The organism is Mesorhizobium dulcispinae (assembly GCF_033977345.1).
Classification (GTDB): domain Bacteria; phylum Pseudomonadota; class Alphaproteobacteria; order Rhizobiales; family Rhizobiaceae; genus Mesorhizobium; species Mesorhizobium dulcispinae.
This window is the reverse complement of sequence record NZ_JAVIIY010000036.1, coordinates 1-19,041: the sequence shown is the minus strand read 5'-3', so window position 1 is coordinate 19,041 and position 19,041 is coordinate 1. Positions and strand designations below refer to the sequence as shown.

Here is a 19,041-nt window from a genome sequence, read left to right as displayed (position 1 = left end):
TCAAGACCGCGGTAGATGTCTGATGACGGAGACCTCGCAGACGAGGGGAGGGAGGGCAAATCAACCAGAGGGTTAAGACCGCGGTAGATGTCTGACGACGGAGACCTCGCAGACGAGGGCGTGGAGGGCAAATCAACCAGAGGGTCAAGACCGCGGTAGATGTCTGAGGACGGAGACCTCGCAGACGAGGGCGTGGAGGACTGCATCTGCGTGGTGAGCCAATCCCAAGCCCCCTCGAACGGAGTATGCGGAGCTGAGGAAAACTCTTGAAACGAGCTGGCCTGCTGGGCGCCTTCCCCGGCGAACGAACCCGCCTCCTCAGGATCCCGCAACCCGAGCGCTCTGTTCGCCTCAACGACTTGTAGGTATTGCCGAAGGTCGTTGAGACGCAGCTTGGCATGCTTAGTGGCTTGTTCGAAGCCCTTGACATCTCGCATCAACTCACTTTGTTGCTGCTGACCCCCCTTGAGTCGGCTCACTATGCTCCCCTTCTTCTCCCTTTGGAGCCAATCACTAAACCTGCGTTGCACGCTAGCCGCATGGAAAATAGGGGCCTTCTGTTTCGCAGTCGGCTCGGGTCCAAGGTTGCTCAATCTTTCTTGGGTCACAAGGTCGATAAGTTCGGCGTCGTCGGGATAAGCATCCAGGAGGCGCCGCCCCATGATACGCGGGCCGGGCCCGATCTGTTCGATGCCGCACCCTTCCGACATAAGCCTCCGGAGATGATTCAGCGTCGACTGAAGACGGTTCTCAGGGTCGTTACCCTGGGCTTTATACAGGTCTAAATCGTCCGCCAGCGATTCATCTCGAAACCGAGAAGCCAACGGCTCCTTGTCGTTCTCATGGAGCCAGTTGGCGAATTTTTTTGCATGTATCAGGCTGCTGTCAATCGTGTTTTTGGGAACCCCGGCTTGCATGGCTGCCGTTTTGAACCTCTTCATGAGCGCAGCATCTTCGGCAGGAGGGGCAGCCAAGCGCTGTCGGCGGTGGGGGTTGAAATTTGGGGGGCGTTCCTCGACGTTCGCGGCATGGAACTCCTGAAGCACTGTCAATGCCGCATGGATATCTCTTGTGCCAGAGCGTGTCGCAAGTCGATTCAGATCCTCGGGGCGGTCAAGCAAGCTGGACAGCGTTAAGTTCGTGGGCCGTAGCCAGGTGCGGAATTTATGCAGACTGGTCTCCCACCCACTAACGGTCTTTCTCGCACGGCCGGCGGATTGGGCCGCCTCGCTGAACCCCGCAATAAGCCTCTCGTCATCTGTGAGCTCAGCTGGTGGCAGATTGGTTTGTCGTATATTTTCCAATGCCTCTATGATTTGATCTTTGGTTTTCTTGCTGCCGGTAGAGTCAAATTGCTGCGCATACTCCCGTGCATCGTTGTCCAACTCATGGTCGTTCAACCGGTCGGCAATTGGGTCCCTCTCGCGCTGGTTAAGCCATGCACTGAACTGGTGCAAATGAGATGCATTCCTCTGGGCAGTCTGCACGAATGTGCTGCCGAGAGACGCCCTCAAAAACCTGGAAACAAGGATTTTGTCCGCCTCAAAGGGCTCGGTCGGGAGCCGTCGCTTCGCGTAATATATGCGAAGCTCTGAATGAACTACATCCGACGCCGACATTCCGGACGAGTCCTCGCGACAACTCCCCGAAAAGGCTTTGACGACACCCGACTTCACACGTGACCATAGGTGCCGGCCTTTGCCGTCCTTCGTCCGCACAGCAGGAGGCGCTCCCAAGGGCCCGGTGTAGCACGTGCTGCTGAACCCGCCATTTCGTGGCTTGGACTGCGGAGGCATCCACATTGAATCGTCTATGTCAGCGCGCTGGGGGGTTCCATGCGGCTTGGCAGGGCGAGTGTCAGGCATACTAGCTTCAGGGTAAGTAGCATCACTGGGGCGCGCACCAGCGGAACTGAGCTGCAACTCGCTCAGTTGCTGTTCAAAATGTGCTTGATCCGCGGGCATGCCTCCCGATTGTTGCCTCGCCCGCTGCTGTTCCTGCAGAGCAGCGTAGTCGCGCATCCAGGCGTCCGTATCAAACCATCCGTTGTGGGGCTCCAAATCACTCTCCCTAGATGAGACAAATCATAGCTGGACCCAAGCTAAGCTCGGATGCGGAATTTGCATTTCGACCGAACCTAACGGCCGCTTCGAAGGCTTTGCGTTGTTCAACGTCCGGTGTATCTCTCATTTAGCTGTCAAAAGGCTGACGAGCACCTTTGTACGTGCCGGTAATTTCACAGATATTGAAGTGCGCAGCCTGTGGGTGGCAATGACGAGGCTACTGGTTTGCCGGTCTGATGTTTGATGTTCAAACTGGTTGCGAACTCGGATGGCTGAGCGGGAATGAACAGGCAGATATGATCTCCTCGAACGCCACTGACAGACTGCTTCGACGTCACCGTGTCTATTGAGCTCTCGCCGCCTGCGTCCCATCGAGCGATCAGGCCTTTGCGGCTCGTTTTGTGGTCACGACACGCGCCCTGTTGCCCAGGACAGTGTCGACACGAGGGTACCGACAGGAATCGAATTTTTTGCAGCTGGCGAACAACGCCTGCATGGTTGCCCGGTCGTCGGTCTGCAGCCGATATGGCAGGCGCGCAATTCCCATCGTTCGGCCTCTTCGGCCACGGAGCGGCCGCAGGGCTGACGATGACGCAGATTGCTCACAAATTTCCAGTTCTCTCAGGCTGTAGCCCGCGCCCGCTGCCGCAGTAGTTCCAGTGGTCTTCGCTTTTAGCAACTTCAGCATTTTGGCTGAGCGCAGGTCAGGTTTATGTAAGGTAAGGACGGCTATGTGCGATGGCCAAAGCTTTGTCATTGTCTCAGGAAAGCAACATTTTGCGAAAGATCGATGTCTGTCGGGTGGTACGGGGGACATCGTCGCCTTTGGCGCATGGCTCGATGACCGCGGTTCCCGTTATTTCCATGCCGCCGACGTGCGCGCGACATCTCCTGCCGCGACTGCTGCGCGTGCTCCGGATTAAGGCAAACTTTGGGAATAGCCGCCGGTGCCGTGCAAGCGATCGCGTCAGGGCGATCCACAAGACCTCGAACGGGACCGATGGGGTCTCACGCATGCTGAGTTGACCAATGGGGTGAGTACTTCGGTCGCATGCGCTTCGAGCGGCTGATGAGGGCATGGCCAGCGTCAGACTTTTCAGAACCCCCGTTTCGTGAAGACCATCTTCGCCTGGGCGCCCGGTCCATCGCACTTCTCGACCCACGGATGAGCGAATCAGCCTCGACACTATAGGCGGCGCATTGCCCGCATTGGAGATTGGATATATGACGGGCATTGGACGAACTGGAAGATCGCATATTGGAGGTGCTGACTCCGGCAGCACGCGGGGATCGAGCGGTCCGTGCCCGCAATCAGGCCGCGCCCCTGAAGAAGGCAGTCAATCGTTCAATTCCGTCGTGGAGCGGATGCACTCTGGGCCTCAAAACCAAGGGACGTCCTCCGCTCCCATTGCGCCCCAAGCCGATAATTCTGCTGGCGGCCGCCCTGCCGGTCCCTCGCTTGGCTCACACCGACTTTTGGCTGCTGCTCTAGGTCAAATCAGTGGGCGGCGTCGTCGTTTCCCCTCGGTGCCGGAGGGCGAGGGGCCAACCCGAGAAGAAGGCTTCTTGCATCCTGATGACGAACCCTGGCGCGGCGATCGATCAGCCGGACCTTCATATACAGCCGCGCGCCCACCGCGTAAGCAAAGCGTGAGCGAACCGGCTGCCAGGCCGGGAGAACGACCGATCGACAATAAAGCCGGGCGGGACGGTCACGGCGGAATCTCGCTACGGAACGGACCAACGCGGCAGCCCGGTGGCGAACCCTGGCGCAGCCATCAAGCGGCCGGAAGCTCGCGCATCGACGCGTTGCCGCCACATCGACAAAGCGTACCCGATCTGGGCGCCAGATCAGGCGAGCGACCTATCGACCATGTAGCTAGGCGGGATGGCCGCACTGCAAACTCGCAAGAACTGCTTAATGGCGCCCTACACGACATCGGTTTCGCTGGTGACATCCGCAAATTCTCAATGGCTGTGGTGCGCTATCGCAGAGATCTGAAGATGCCGGAACTTGCAACATTCCTGCAACAGGCCGCTGCCCAGTTCACATCTCGATTTGTCACCAACTGGCAGCACGATATCCGCGTCCGGCAAACATGGGGATATGCCACAGTTTGCAATGCAGTGAGCCGCGAGGAAGGCCCGGCAGGCATGGAAGCTTGCCGGGCCATGGCAGCTCAGGTGTCTAGGTTTGCCCACGAACTCATTGATGTCGAGCCCAAAGCGCTTGCGCTCTTGGCGTTATCGTTCAGCCGATATCCACGGGTGCCGGCTTGCCAAAATGGGATGGGCAGCATTGCTGAATTTTGTTGCGAGCAAAGCGGAGTGCTTCGGGAACTCGACAGTCAAAGCCTGGCCCTGTTGGTGAACGGGTTCAGCAAATGGCCGGAACAGGAAAACTCACGCCTTGCCTCGGTCGCAGTCTCCGGTGAGGTCCGTCGCCGCGCCGAACGGACAAACGGCCTCGCCGGTTTTGAGCCACAGCATTTGGCGAATCTGGTGAACGGTTTCAGCAAATGGCCGCAAGAGACGGGGTGTGGCGCGGCCACGGTCGCCATCGCCAGCGAGGTGGGCCGTCGCGCTGGCCAAGCCAACTGGCTCTGTGATTTTCATCCGCAGGAATTGGCCAATTTGGTGAACGGTTTCAGCAAATGGCCGGAAGCTGCAGGCTGCGGTGACGGCACAGGCGCGATCGCTGGTGAGGTGCTTCGCCGCGGCGGCAGCCGGCTCTCTGCTCTTGATTCGCAGAACTTGGCGAACTTGGTGAACGGTTTCAGCAAATGGCCGGAGAGGACAGGCTGTGGCGCGGCCACGGCGGTGATTGCCAAAGAGATTCTTCGCCGCGGCGCCGATGCGTTATCTGATTTTACTCCGCAGGGTCTGGCAAATCTGGTGAACGGCTTCAGCAAGTGGTCTGACACAGGGGGGTGTGGTGCGGCCACCCTCGCGATCGCGGGTGAGATTCGTCGCCGCGCCAGTGGAGCGGATCGGCTCGCCAATTTCACTCACCAGCACCTGGCAAACTTGGTAAACGCCTTTAGCAAGTGGCCTGGACAAGAGAGTTCACGCCTTGCCACTGTCGCGATCGCCGGTGAAGTCCGTCGCCTTGCCAACCGGCTCTCGGGTTTTGATTCGCGGGACTTGGCGAACCTGGTAAACGGCTTCAGCAAGTGGCCTGCCGAGTTGGCGTGTGCCGAAGCCACGGTCGCGATCGCCTGTGAGATTCGTCGCCGCGCCGATAGGCTGTCCGATTTTACTCCGCAGGCACTAGCGAATCTGGTGAACGGCTTCAGCAAACGGCCGGACCAAGTGAGCTGTAGTAGCGCCACGGTCGCGATCGCTGGTGAGCTGGTTCGCCGCGGCCCCGGCCGACTTTCCAGTTTTGCCCACCAGCATCTGGCAAACCTGGTGAACGGGTTCAGCAAGTGGCCCGATCAGGCGAACTGCCGCGAGGCCGCGCTCGCGATCGCTGGTGAGGTTCTTTGCCGCCGCGCCCGCCGGCTCCCTGGTTTTGATTCGCGCGAGCTGGCGAACCTTGCGCTCGGTTTCAGCAAATGGCCCGATGAAGCAGTCTGTGGTGACGTCACGGTCGCGATCGCTGGTGAGATGCTTCATCGCGGGGACCGTGCCGATGAGCTATCTGCTTTCAGCCCGCAGGATCTGGCACACTTGGCGAACGGTTTCAGCAAATGGCCAAAGCAGGCGGGTTGTGCTGCGGCCACCGTCGCTCTAGCCGGCGAGGTTCGCCGCCGCGCCGACGCGCTGTCCGTCTTTGATCCGCAGGATCTGGCCAACCTGGTAGGTTGCTTCAGCAAATGGCCGGAACAAGTGGAGTGTCGCCGCGCTACCGTCGCGATCGGTTGCGAGATCCGGCGCCGCGCTGACCACGCTGGCCAGCTATCTTATTGTACCCCGCAGTCTCTGGCGAACCTGGTGAACGGCTTCAGCAAGTGGCCGGATGAGACGGGCTGTTGCCAGGCCACCCTTGCGATTGCCGGTGAGGTTCGCCGCCGCGGCGCCCACCTGACCGATTTTACTGCGCAGGAGCAGGCGAACCTGGTGAATGGCTTCAGCAAGTGGCCGGTAGAGGCGGGCTGTCGCGAGGCTACCGTCGCGATCGCCGGCGATGTGCTTCGCCGTGCCGATCGCGCCGAGCAGCTATCTGCTTTCAATCCGCAGGATCTGGCAAATCTGGTTAACGGTTTCAGCAAGTGGACTGACGAGACGGGGTGCGGGGACGCCTCGGTCGCAATTGCTGCTGAAGTTCGTTGTCGCGCCGACCGCACCGGGGGGCTGTCCGATTTCTCCTCGCAGCAACTTGCCATTGTCCTGCATGGCTTCAGCAAATGGCCCGAACAACCGGTATGCCACGGGGCGATCATGGATATCGCGCGCGGGTTCGGCGCGGCGGGTCCAAGATTTAGCACCTTCACTACCGTCGCGCTCGGCACCATCGCCAATATCTTGGGGCGCGGCGTCGTGCGGGGACAGGACGCCGGAGAAATTGCAGACACCGCTCTGCTGAGGGATCGGCTGCATCAGCTGGCCCATCATCTTCATTACGCCAGCGATCGCCTGGAGCAGGCCGACGCGCTAAGCATCGTGCATATCTTCAAGGCGCTGGCGAAGGCGCAGTTGCATGACGATTTGGGTCTACTGGCACGGACAGGCTTGGATCGACTCGAGGCATTGCGTCGGACCTCTGGCTTTGCCCCCGAGAACCTCGAGACCATGGGCAATCTCTGCGCCGCTCTGGTGCCGTTAGCGCGCAGCTCCCAAAGGGCGTTGCGCTGGCACCGCAGGCAGACTTTGAACCTGCTGAACGACATTCAACCAGTCATGGAGCACAAGATCAAGGCGCAACTCAAGGCAAGCGAGGCCGAGCGGATCGCTGGACCGAATTCGAGCCGCTGTCCCGCCTTGTCGATTTATCAAGTGCTCAAGGCCCGTGCTGTCCTTGAGGGGCTTTACAAGAGGCCCTACGTCGATGCCGAAAGTTCCACTTTGAAGCGGCGTCGGGATGAGCTGCATCGCGGAACCAGGGAGATCCTGGCCAGCACGCGCGGCCTCATCGAAGGCGACCTTTCCAACATGAGCTGGAACCTGATCGCGCAGATCGAGGCAGAGGGGCCGGTCGAGGCGCTGGACGAGTTCATGGCCCAGAACGCGGCACTGATCCAGGCCCGACATCCAGCCGCCGTCTTCGATGTCCATAAGGTATTGCGCGCTATGGACCACGAGCCGAGACCGCCGGAGGGTGATGCGGGGCTGATGCAGTTGCCGGTGGTGGACATGCAGGGGCGGCGATTGCCGACGGAGCCCGAGACGCGCTATTCCATTTTCCATCGCCTGACCTCAGGGGCGGTGAAGGTGGTCGCGGTACAACTGCCGGGAAAGCCGAGCGCCTTCATGCTGGGGCGGACATTGAGTGTCGAGGGTGTGCCATACCGGATGGATCTATTCGGCGGCAGCAAGTCAAAACCGCCGAAAAAGACCCTTGCCCAGATCGCCGCCCGCGCTCCAGGCGAAACGGGGGCTCAGGCGCTCGGGGGGAAGCTGCTGGCAATTCCATATGCCGAAACCGCACCGGGTACGGCGTTCGAGCAGCTGTCGCGACACTGGGCGCCATTCAAAGAAGCCTATTATTACACGCAGCGCCGAGGCTTTGCCGCGCCCCCGGCGATCAAAGGTCTAGGGCCCCACGACTACGCACTCGAAGGAGCCTTCAAACTGTCGCTGCTGCCGGACCGTCTGACGGGCGAAGCGCATCCCTTCAGGCTGACCGGGCCGGAAGGCCCGATCGCCTTGCGACCGCATGACGGTTGCGGCTTCATAAAGGCTTCGTTGGCCGAGCGTATGCCGGCTGTTCGTCGGGCCGTTCAAGGCCAAGGTCTCGATCGGGTGGCCGCTTTTGCTGAGGCAAGGAGATCGTCCGTTCCTGCCTCGGCGCTGCAACATTATCCGCGCAGCGAGCTGGTGGCGGATGAGACGCGCGAGAAGGCCAAGACCTGGCTCGACAGCAGAGAAGGACAAGAGCTGGGGGCCGAGGATCTGTTTCGCACCGTGACGGCCGGACACATCGACGCTCCCGGCGCGGTCGCCGTACCGTCCAGTGATGATTGCGTCCATGTGCCCACGCTCAAGAGCGAGACCTTGACGGGGAGGGGTGGCGTGCTGATCGGGCGAGCCCCCTATGACAAGGCCAACCTGCGGCCATTTGGCGCCAGGCAAGTCAGGTCGGCAGGTGACGGGGATGCGACTGCGGCCTTCCTGGATGGCTGCGTAGCCATTCAATACAGTTTCAATGTCGCCGAGAAGAAGGGGAAAGAACTGGCGGGCGACGATCCGATGTTTTTTGCCAAAGGCATTCTGATCGTCGTGCCAGACAAGATGTGGCCGGCCGACTACGCGGAGCGTGGGCTGGTGCTGTCCGCCGAAGACGTCAAATCGCATTCGAGCTGGACACACGGCAAGGATCGAGCCAAGGTGGACACGCCGGTCGACAGCATAGGCATCCTCCAGGCGACGGAGGTGTTTGCTCCGGGCTCTTTGGTTGCTATCCCGACCAGTGAACAGAAGAAGCTTGACGGCGACTTCGACGGGGACGCGGTCATCATCATCGGCGACCGACCGCAGCTTTATGAGCATGTGCGGCAGTTCGATGAGAAGGAGCAAGCGCGCGGCGTTCGCTCACTCAAGCCGGCGAAGTCGCATACCCCGGCGCTTAAGGACGATAGCTACCAATTCAGTCGTGCCCGCCAGATCCTTGCCACCACGCAGGACGTCCTGGAAACCTATAGCTGCCTGCAGCGAAACTTTCTGGCGCAGTCCGACGAGGCGCGACGCTGGTTTGCCGAGCGTGCTGTCTTCGGCACCTACGAAGGCATTCACCACGAGCTTAGGCGGGACATCGCTAACCTGTTGAACGCGGAAGAGGTGCGAGGCCAGGATATCCAGGACACGCTCGCCAGGGCGAGGCAGGAGATCGAGGTCGCCCGGCATCCGGTCGCGCGCGAGATGGCCGCGTTGCTCGTGACCGAGCTCGCGGCATGGGCGGCGAAGGCGGATCAGCAAAACTTGTCCGCAACCGTCGAGACCGTGGACGATTTAAGCCCGTCGGTGAGCCCAGCGCTTGCAAACCTCTTCCAGGAATTGGCGGAGAGCTATCCGGCAACGTCCCAGCCTCGCGACCGCGTCCAGCTTTTGCTCGACCACACTCAAGCCCGGATCGATCCTTCCCCGGATGGCTACAATCCGGACGACCTCGTCGAAAGCACAAGCAACCTGCTGAGCCTCGGCATTAAGGTCGGGACGGATGCCTATAAATCCGACACCGGCACCCGCCGGTTTCTGAAAAAAAGCCATGAGCTGCAGCGGCTCCTATGCCAGACGCCGGGCTTGCAGCCCGTGCCCTACGTCAAGAGCATGGCGGCGACACTCAGCCAGGGCAGGTTCGAAGTCGATGCGACCTTGGAGGAACTGAAGGACAATCCCACGCTGGCGGCTTGCGTCATGGAGGCCTCGATCAAATTCGCCGCACAGAACGGCCTGTTGCCCGAACGCTCCGGCCGCCGCCCTGCCGCCGTGGATTCCGATGTGACGGTAACGCTGAGCCGCCAGGAAGCATCGGAGCAGGCCAAAATCGAGGCGACGCGCGCGAGAGTTGAAGAGGAGGCAATCACCGCAGCGGCAATCTGGGTTGCCGAGAGCCTCAGGCAGGCCGGCATCCCGGTGAACATGCCTCATTTCGATCGCCGGGTGCGATCGGAAGGCTCGATGGCTGAACAGCTCACCGGATTGAACGCCCCCTCTGGCAGCGCGCCGCAGCTGATAAGCAACGCTGTCCGCCACATCTTCGAACTCCCCGACCAGGATTTTACCCGTGGCTTTAAGAAAGCCATCCTGGCCTTCGACGAGCGCGGCTACGCCGAACGCCACACAACCAACTGGTTCAGGATGCGCAATCCGACTTTCAGCGGCATCCAGAGCGTGCTCGCCACACCGCATGGTTATCGCTTCCAGGTTGAGTTCCATACGCCGGCCAGCTACCAAGCCAAGCTCGCCAATCATCACACATACAAGCAGCTGGACCAGCTGCGGCGGGCGGGTGGGGACGCTCCTGCGGAGCAACTCATGCAGCGCGTCATGGAAAACTGCCAGGGCGTTCCAGTCCCCGATGGCGCTCTGGCCGTGCTTCAGTGGGAAGCCGAAGGCGAACGCGGTGCAGGCGCCACTGCGGCCCTGAAATTGCGACCTGTCGGGCAACCAAGCATGCCGCAAACCGTCGGGTCATCACAGGCGAAGGAAGTCGTCGCGGCGCTCGGCAGTCGGCCGGTCGTGCTCGTTGGCATGCCGGGCGCCGGCAAATCCAGCATCGGCCCAGCTCTCGCGAAGCGACTGCAGCTCCACTTCCACGACACGGACAAAATAATCGAAAAGCAGACCCACAAATCGATCTCGCAAATCTTCGAAGAGCAGGGCGAGGCCTACTTCAGGGAGATGGAGGCGAAACTGATCGCCCGTCTGCTGGAGGAAGCGCCCGCGGTGATCGCCACCGGCGGCGGCGCGTTGATGCATGAGCAGAGCCGCCGTCTCATCGGCGACAAGGCGGTCTCGATCTGGCTCGATACCAAGCTGGAGGTTATCAACAAGCGCCTCAAAAGGGATACCAGCCGCCCGCTGCTGCGAGGCCCTGACCCGGAGCAAAAGATCGCCCAACTGATCGATGAGCGCAGACCATTCTACCAACAAGCCGATCTCACCTTCATCCCGCCTCACCAACAAGACAAAAAGAACGCGGATCCATGCCTCAGCGCGCTACACGCCCATCTGTGCCCAACGCGGCCGCCACTCAGCAATTCGCCAATATTGTTGCGTCACCAGGATAAACCGTAGACAAGCACAGGAACTGAAGGGAGCGTGTGAATGAGCCCTCGGTATCGTTTCAAGTCGCAGGGCAGTGAAAACACCGATACGAGAGAGTAATAACCACCGAAGCGGAGTCAGGGGGGCCATCGTCGATGGCCTCATCGCGCGTCCGGATTTGTTGCCCCCCCCCCAAACGCCACCGCAGCCGCCAAGCGCTCGCTGGCAAAAGCACTCGCTGACTTGCGTCTGAAAAAATAAAGCACCGTTCCGCACCCGCGCTATATACCTACGGACCGCCAGTTTAGCGGCGATCGTGAACGGGTCTATAACGATGGCGCGGGGAGCCCCCTACCATCTGAATTCATCCATCGGCAGAGTTCGCATACTACGAACGCTTCACATCGAACTGCTTCAATTGCGGCACCGAGCATGACAGCCCCTTCCGATCCCACCTTGCCGGGAAAATGGCGCCTTTAAAGCCGCCGTCGCATCGATATGAGCAGGCCAGCCCGTACACGACCATCAGTTTTGTGACAGCGTCCCTTCGTTTTTTTTTGAGCCGTCAGCTTCTCGAAAGCTCGCGCTCTTACTTTGAGCAAGTCGATTTTGAACACTGCATCGCAGCCTCTTGAGGGCAATAAAGGAACCGAGGTACCTGATGGTCGGAGCAATTAGAGGTGGAGGTGGCGGCACCGGTGCTTCCTTGGCTCGTGCGGGCCATGGGGATAGGCAGGATGAGCCCGGCGGGCCTTCTGGTAGTGGCCGACCGGTTGGGGAGGGTGGTCGGGACAGCGGTTCGGTCAGTTCCGGAAGTGACCCGCAAGCCGTAGATCAGAATGCGGCATTCCAAAGTGTTCTGAGTTCCATTGCGGTACAAATGGCGAGCGATACCATGGCTGATTTCGATGACGCCATGGGTGACACGGAAGAGGATGCCTGACGCCGGATCCTTCGGCGTCAGGAGTGTAAGCCGTCAAGACGGCGCAATTCGAAAGGAAAGGTAAAACGATATGTCTAAAGTTGCTCCCCCTGCTGGTGGTGGTGCTGCTCCGGCCATTGGCAATATGGCTGCTGAAGGGGCTGGGACTGCCGCCTTCCAGTCGCAAATTGCGGCGCTCACGGCAATGAGCGCAGAGGCGACGGAAAGGAGCGTGATGCTGCGCACCGTTACAACCAACCTTCAATCAATCAAGAAGGTGGCCGACGAGCGCGTTCAGTAACATTGCAAACGGGACGTAGTGTCGTCCCGATCGCTGCCTTGGCAGTGCAATGTGGAGTCAAAATGAGCCGTACGGCCATGCTGTACGGCTCATCTCCTTGTGCGGGAGAGTTCCGTGAATGACGCCATTTCCGTCGATTTCGAGGTGCTGTCGGGCCTCTATTCTGGGCTGACTGGTAATGCGCCTCTGGGGCCGAATGTAATCGGTGGTGGTCTTGAGTCCGATATAATTTTCATCGAGCAAGGGCTAGAGGCGCGTCATCTTCGTATCAGTCTTCTTGGCAATTCGATCGAGGTCGAGGCCCTTGCGGATGGGGTCCGCATAGAGGGCAACCAAAATGTTGCAGCAGGCGAGCGCGTTGTTGTGTCTCTTCCTGTCGTCATTCATGTGGGCGCGATGTCCATTCTCTGGTCCGTTCAAGATGCCGGGCAAAAGCGCCCCATTGGCATGCGTCGCCTCTCAATGCCAGTGATAGCCGTCGTCTTGCTGAGCTGCATTGGAGTCGGCGCGCTCTCAACCATTTTTTCCCTCTACGGCAGCGCCAGTGGATTGAGCGCCAATCCTACTAACCCCGCACCTATATCGAAGGTAACCATCAACCGCCCTGGTGATCAGAGCGTCCAGTTAGCGGCGAAAGCGCTGCAAGACGAAATTGATCGGGCGCAGTTATTCGATATCAAGATCAAATCCGCAGACAGTGTTGTTACCGCCGAGGGCACCGTCACGCCTGCCTTGGTCTCCAAGTGGCAGAAGATCCAACAGCGGTTCGATCATCGCACGAATGGAGCGCTAACACTCGTGAACGGTGTGGTGATCAAAGAGGACAAGGCGCCATCCGCAATCCCCATTGAAGCTGTTTGGCGCGGGAATCTGCCACATCTTCTGATCGGTGGGCAGAAGTATTTCGTCGGCGCTCTATTGGATAATGGATGGATGGTCGATCGGATTGAGGACGCTCATGTGCTGCTGAGCCGAAATGGCCGCGTTGCTGCGCTCCCTTATTAAACTTCCAGGTTCGGTAGGAGAACTCCATGGTCAAGATGTCCAGCTACCCTGTCGGCTCCGGCACCTCGGCGCGCGATCTTAACATCGAGCCTGCAGGAGCAGCCGAGCCGGCCAATGATGGAACCAAGAATGCGGGGAAAATCGCGCTTACGAATATGGAGATCGATCGCGCTCATGCAAATAGTAGCAAGAAGCATGCATCGACTTTGCGGCGTGCGCACGCGCACGATATGCCGCTCGCACGCACGGCCAACGGATCGTTGGGAATTAGTGAAATCGAGGCGGTCACGCGCGTCAGCCCAAGCGAGAGCACTCAGATCAGTGAGATCGAGCCCCGCGCTGCAATGGCCGCTCTTTATGGCCATACTCTCGCACGTAGCCAGCTCTCCTTCATCACGCCACGCCTACGTCATCCGGAAATCCTGCGCGAAGGGAAGCGTGGTGTTCTTCTGGAGCGCTTGGTCGACGCGCTAGCGGCGGTACCTGAGGATTCGGTGGCGCGTGAAGGTATTTCCGCCCTCCAAGAGGAGTTCCGGCGGCTGGTGCTGTTGCGACAGAACCGGAACAGCTTGATCAAGGCGAGCGAAGGTCGACCTGGATGAAGAATAACACTCAAATGTTACGTCATCCCGTCGGGACACACGTTGCCAAAGACCGGTGATGTCGTGCTGATTTCCGAGCAGGAGCGAGATTTGCTCTGCGCCCTTTCCTATGCTCACCTAGCGTGTGGGCAGAGCGCACAAAGCCTAGCCTTGTTGCGGCTCGCCGTCAGCGACAATTCTCAAGATGTCAGCCTGCTACGGATTTTCGCCTATGCGCTGATTGCTGAGGGTCTCGGCGATGAAGCACTGACGATCCTGGACAGGCTGGACGTACTTGATGACCAGCAATCTTCTCGCGTCCCTCTCACTCTCATGCGTAGCCATGCGCTGCTGCGAGCCCGTCGCATGGACGAGGCGCGAGCCGTTTTCCAAAGCTACGTTTCACTTCGCAGCAGCACAGTTCTTCTCAAACAAACATAAAGAAGGTCGCAATGGCGAACCTCATGCGCAACTTCATCGCGCGAGCGCCGGCCAACCCGGATATAATGGTCGCGTTAATGCTGCTTCTGGCGATCGGCATGATGATCATGCCAATCCCAATCGCGGTCGTTGACGTCCTGATCGGATTCAACCTCGGATTCGCCATACTTCTTCTAATGGTTGCCCTGTATGTCGGCACGCCACTTGAACTTTCTTCCCTGCCCGGCGTCATTTTGATCTCTACGGTGTTCCGCCTCGCGCTTACCATTGCAACGTCGCGACTAATCCTTGCGGAGGGGGAGGCCGGCAGCATCATCCACACGTTCGGCGATTTCGTAATCTCAGGCAACATCGTCGTAGGTTTTGTCATCTTTCTAGTGGTGACCATGGTCCAGTTCATGGTTCTCGCAAAGGGTGCCGAACGCGTTGCAGAAGTGGCGGCGCGATTCACGCTGGACGCTCTGCCAGGCAAGCAAATGGCGATCGATGCCGAGCTAAGGAATGGCCACATCGATGAGCATGAATCTCGTAGGCGGCGCGCCATGTTGGAGAAAGAAAGCCAACTTTATGGCGCTATGGACGGGGCCATGAAGTTCGTAAAGGGCGATGCCATCGCCGGGCTGGTGGTTATCTGTATCAACTTGCTGGGCGGAGTTTCCATCGGGCTGTCTAAGGGTTTGCCCTTCGGCGAGGTGCTGCACCAATACACTCTGCTGACCATAGGTGATGCATTAATCTCACAGATTCCGGCGCTGCTGCTGTCGATTTCATCGGCGACCATAGTCACGCGTGTAGGTGGGGCCGGGAGACTCAACCTTGGTGCCGACATAGCCGGCCAGCTCACCGCCAATACGCGGGCATTGAGGCTGGCTGCTGGTGTCATGGTTGCGATGGGGTTTGTTCCCGGCTTCCCTCTGCCCGTCTTTCTCGTGTTGGCCGCGGTCTTCGCGACGGCAAGTTTTACCAAAGGTGATAAGCAAAACGGCGACAATGCAAATGCTACCACTGCAGCTCCCGGGGAGCCAAAAAAGCAAACCCCACCTCCGGAAGGAGGTCCGATCACCCTGCTCCTTGCACCGAGCCTTGGAGATGCGATCAACCAAACCGAATTGCAACAGCACATTGAGCGCGTTTCGGAACTGGTCTCATCTGACCTCGGCATCATTGTTCCTCGCATCCCTGTTGCAGTCGAACAGCAGTTGCCGGACCCGCAGTTCAGGATAGATGTCGAGGGCGTACCGGTCGAACAGGATGCGATTGATCCGACGCAGCTAAGGCTCACCGACGATCTGGCCAATATTGAATTGAGCGGCATCCCCTTCCAGCATGACCCACAAGCGGGCAAGATCTGGGTCGAACAAAGCCATGCATCGGCTCTCAATGACGCCGGCATCGGCTATCACAGTCCCATCGAACTTATTGCATCGCGAGTCCAGGCAACGCTGACGCGCCGTGCGCGGCGCTTGGTGGGCATCCAAGAGACGCGTGAATTGCTGGGCCGAATGGAGCAGAAATATGCCGATTTGGTGAAGGAGGTGCTACGCACGACGCCGATCCCCCGGATTGCCGATGTCCTGCGCCGTCTACTGGACGAAGATATCCCGATCCGCAACACCCGCCTTGTCCTGGAGGCACTGGCCGAATGGGGGGAGCAGGAGCAAAACGTCGCATTGTTGACGGAATATGTTCGTTCCGGTCTGACGCGACAGATCTGCCATCGTTTTGCCAACGCTCAGGGTGTGGTGCCCGCCTTTATTATCGAACGTGAAACCGAGAATTTGGTGCGCAGCGCGATACGTGATTCGGCTGTTGGTCCCTACCTCGTATTGGGGGACGGGCAAAGTGAGATGCTGCTGTCACAAATGCGGCAGATCCATTCGAACCCTGCGCCGGGTCAGCGGCATCCTGTCATATTGGCTTCAATGGATGTCCGACGCTTCGTCCGCGGTTTCCTTACTCGCAACGGGATCGATCTCGTCGTTTTGTCTTATCAGGATCTGGATTCGGAGTTTACGATTCAGCCGGTCGGATCCGTCAAGCTCACCGCTGCAACGAATCATGAAACGTCAGGAGAACGTAACAATTTGCGCGTTGAGCCCAGCTGAAGTGCGTAGCATTAGTCGTAAGGATAGCGGCATTCACATGAGAACAACAGTCGTTTCGCAGCTGCGTTCAGTTCGTCTGGCGTCAGTTCCCTTCGCAATACTTGTCATTCTTCCTCTCGGCGGTTGCGCTAGCTGGGGCACGCAAGCTCTTTCAGTGAAGGAGACGCCGTCACCCGAGTTGCTCGGTGCCAAGGATATCAATCCGGCCACGCGCGAACGCATCTTGAGCTCCGTTGGTCAGGATGCTCACGAGCGGGCTTTGCGGGATCAGCTGCAGCAGCAACCAGGCAATGTCGACGCGGCGATCCAGCTTACGAAAGCCCTACTAGCAAGGAAACTCCCGACGGAGGCGCTTCAGGTGCTCGACGGGGTTTTGATTGCGGCTCCAGGCAACTTGCGCACATTGAACGCGAAGGGAGTTGTGCTCGACATTTGCGGACGGCATGGCGCGGCACAAGCGCTATATCGCCAAGCGCTCAGGAAAGAACCCGGGAACCAGATGTTGGTCAACAACCTTAACCGGTCGCTCGCGCTTGACGAGAAGTCCGGACGGAGTGCGCCGGCACGATCGCGGTAGACTGGCATTCGCGCGGAAGGTCATCGCAGGCGATCAACATAGTCGCAGCAGCTTTTCATCAGTTGTTCCCCATTCTCCCCGCAAAACCTGACGAGCCCGAAATCAGCGCGAAAAAGCGTGGTCCATAGGTACGCGAATTGATCTCTCAAATGCTCAAATCCAGTAAGTGTGCGCCTTCTACGGCAATCAAACAGGGTATGTCTCCGAACGTAAGTGCCTCTGCGTTCTTGAAACTTGAAGGCGCAGAAGAGGGTGCTTATCGCTACGACATGAGATGTCATTCAGAAAGGGCGCGGCATTTTGTTTTCAATGAAGAACTGGCGCGTATCTCATCGGGTGATGTAGCCCAGTACCGGTGCAGTGCGGTTCAGCAAGAGCGTCCAATTGGAATTTTTTCGAGTGTCTATTCTTGTGAAATCGGGCGTACCTTTCAGCTGGCCGACTGGCGCGAAGGGCCATGAAAAAGGGGCCTCTAACCGACCTTTTAGTCGAACGGTTTGAGACGATGCCGCCTCAGGTCCAGCGGGCTGCCCGGTTTGTGTTGGACCATCCGCAGGACGTCGCGTTGATGTCCATGCGCGAGCAAGCGCATTTGGCGGGTGTGTCCCACACGACCATGATGAGGCTAGCGCGATGGCTCGACCTCGACCGCTACGAAGACATGCGCAGCGTTTATGCGAAGGCCCTGCGCACGTCTGCCGAATCGCCGCTGCCTGAGCGTCGGCAGGATGGCGATGGCAGTTACTCAACGGTCGGAGTCGTCGCGGGCACGCTGGCAGCGGAAATCGCGAGGCTCGGGGAATGCGCGAACGCGATGCAGCTGACGGCGGCTGCCAGTGTCCTTGCCGAGAGCCGAAATCTCTTCAGCCTTGGCCTGCGCGCAGAGCATCCGGTGGCACAGCATTTTGCCTACACGCTGTCACGGCTCGGCCGGCAGGCGGTCGTTCTTGATGCGGCCGGGGGGCTCGGCATCGATGCCTTGCGAGGTGTCGGGAAAGGCGACGTAGTGCTGGCGGTAGGCATCGAGCCTTACTGTCGTGCAACCATCGAAACGGCTAGGCAAGCAGCGCGCCAAGGAGTGGCTGTGGTTGCCATCACCGACAGCAGCGTATCGCCGCTCGCCCGTATGGCCAAGGCAAGCGTCATTGTAATTAGCAATCCTCAATCCTTCTTCAAAAGTATCGCGCCGGCTCTGGTAGCAAGCGAGATCTTGGCCAAGTTGATCGCTGCCAAGTCCGGATTGAATGTCGATGAGGTCGTGAAGGAAATCGAGCGCCAGCTCGCGGAGCTGGATGTCTTCTGGAAACGATAGTGGGAAGCGCAGCGGGTGGGCGAAATGTAATCCAAACCGCTGGTACCGGGATTAGCGCGTTTCCGGAAATTACTTGATGATTACCCGCGTGATTATCCGCGCAAGGCGACATGGAAGGGTGCGCCTCTGCCAGGCGAGCTGACCGATGACGCACTTGTGTGGATGCCGGCCATTTTGCAAGAAAGATTTTGAACCTTTGAACGTGATCGAGTGCGGTCTTGTGTCAGGCTTTGAGTTGCAGCATGTGAACGGCCGCACCTGAGACAGGCCTGACACAAGACCGCACTCGATCAAAGTTCAATGCTCTCCTTGCAAAACGGCTGGCATCCACACAAGTTCAAGCAGGCCAACAAGGCGCTGCGCAGGCTCAAGACCTATCTCGGCCGAACCATTCGCGACATCGCTCGCCAGATCGCCGGCCAAGAAGAGCTCGAGGTGATCTTCAGGTGGCCGCTCTACCAGGCTTCAGCGGTTCTGGAGCACCGTCAGAGCCAGCGCGGCGGCAAGATCTGGAGCCTGCATGCGCCCGAGGTCGAGTGCATCAGCAAGGGCAAGGCGCATGCCCCTTACGAGTTTGGCGTCAAGGCCCGAGAGGAAGGCCGGATAGATTCGCGCTTTTCCGCCAGCCCGGCGCGGGCAAGCAGCTTCTGCGCCACCACGCTCGAACTCGAAAGGTGGCCAGTTCGCCCTGCACGCGAAGGCACTGCCGGGCAATCCTTATGACGGCCACATACTCGCAACGATCGGCCCCAACATGGACAAGACCATCGGCAACCAGATCGGACGCATCCTCGCCGACGCTGGATACCGCGGCCACAATGCACCTCAAAGCCACAAGTTCAGGGTCATCACCGCCGGCCAGAAGC

9 protein-coding genes and 2 pseudogenes are annotated in these 19,041 nt (G+C 59.2%); 10 read left to right on the top strand and 1 reads right to left on the bottom strand.

What is annotated here, in order from left to right; translation table 11 throughout:
* Nucleotides 1-1,457, bottom strand: a pseudogene (locus tag RFN30_RS31655) (hypothetical protein); the annotation flags it as partial.
* Nucleotides 1,458-4,034: 2,577 nt separating this feature from the next.
* Between RFN30_RS31655 and RFN30_RS31650 the strand changes: the two are divergent.
* From RFN30_RS31650 to RFN30_RS31605, 10 genes and pseudogenes are all read left to right on the top strand, one after another.
* Nucleotides 4,035-10,961, top strand: coding sequence for a shikimate kinase (locus RFN30_RS31650; RefSeq protein WP_320265890.1), 6,927 nt, complete (start codon nt 4,035-4,037; stop codon nt 10,959-10,961).
* A gap of 983 nt (nt 10,962-11,944) precedes the next feature.
* A complete protein-coding gene (locus tag RFN30_RS31645) occupies nt 11,945-12,154 on the top strand; it encodes a nodulation protein NopA (RefSeq protein ID WP_320230220.1) in 210 nt (69 codons plus the stop codon).
* Nucleotides 12,155-12,268: 114 nt separating this feature from the next.
* Nucleotides 12,269-13,159, top strand: a complete 891-nt coding sequence (locus RFN30_RS31640; protein ID WP_320256434.1) for a SctD/MshK family protein — start codon at nt 12,269-12,271, stop codon at nt 13,157-13,159.
* A 26-nt stretch (nt 13,160-13,185) separates the two neighbouring features.
* A complete protein-coding gene (locus RFN30_RS31635) occupies nt 13,186-13,761 on the top strand; it encodes a hypothetical protein (RefSeq protein WP_320265889.1) in 576 nt (191 codons plus the stop codon).
* A 42-nt stretch (nt 13,762-13,803) separates the two neighbouring features.
* Complete coding sequence (locus RFN30_RS31630) at nt 13,804-14,181, top strand: histidine kinase (protein WP_320237091.1); 378 nt, start codon at nt 13,804-13,806, stop codon at nt 14,179-14,181.
* An 11-nt stretch (nt 14,182-14,192) separates the two neighbouring features.
* Nucleotides 14,193-16,286, top strand: a complete 2,094-nt coding sequence (gene sctV / locus RFN30_RS31625) for a type III secretion system export apparatus subunit SctV (protein WP_320237092.1) — start codon at nt 14,193-14,195, stop codon at nt 16,284-16,286.
* Nucleotides 16,287-16,323: 37 nt separating this feature from the next.
* Entirely contained in the window at nt 16,324-16,863 is a 540-nt protein-coding gene (locus RFN30_RS31620; protein WP_320265888.1) for a hypothetical protein, read from the top strand.
* Between the two features lie 149 nt (nt 16,864-17,012).
* Nucleotides 17,013-17,324, top strand: coding sequence for a hypothetical protein (locus RFN30_RS31615; protein WP_320230225.1), 312 nt, complete (start codon nt 17,013-17,015; stop codon nt 17,322-17,324).
* Between the two features lie 107 nt (nt 17,325-17,431).
* Nucleotides 17,432-18,175 (top strand): MurR/RpiR family transcriptional regulator, encoded by a 744-nt coding sequence (locus RFN30_RS31610; RefSeq protein WP_320253361.1) that lies wholly within the window; start codon nt 17,432-17,434, stop codon nt 18,173-18,175.
* 297 nt (nt 18,176-18,472) lie between these two features.
* Nucleotides 18,473-19,041, top strand: a pseudogene (locus tag RFN30_RS31605) (transposase family protein); the annotation flags it as partial.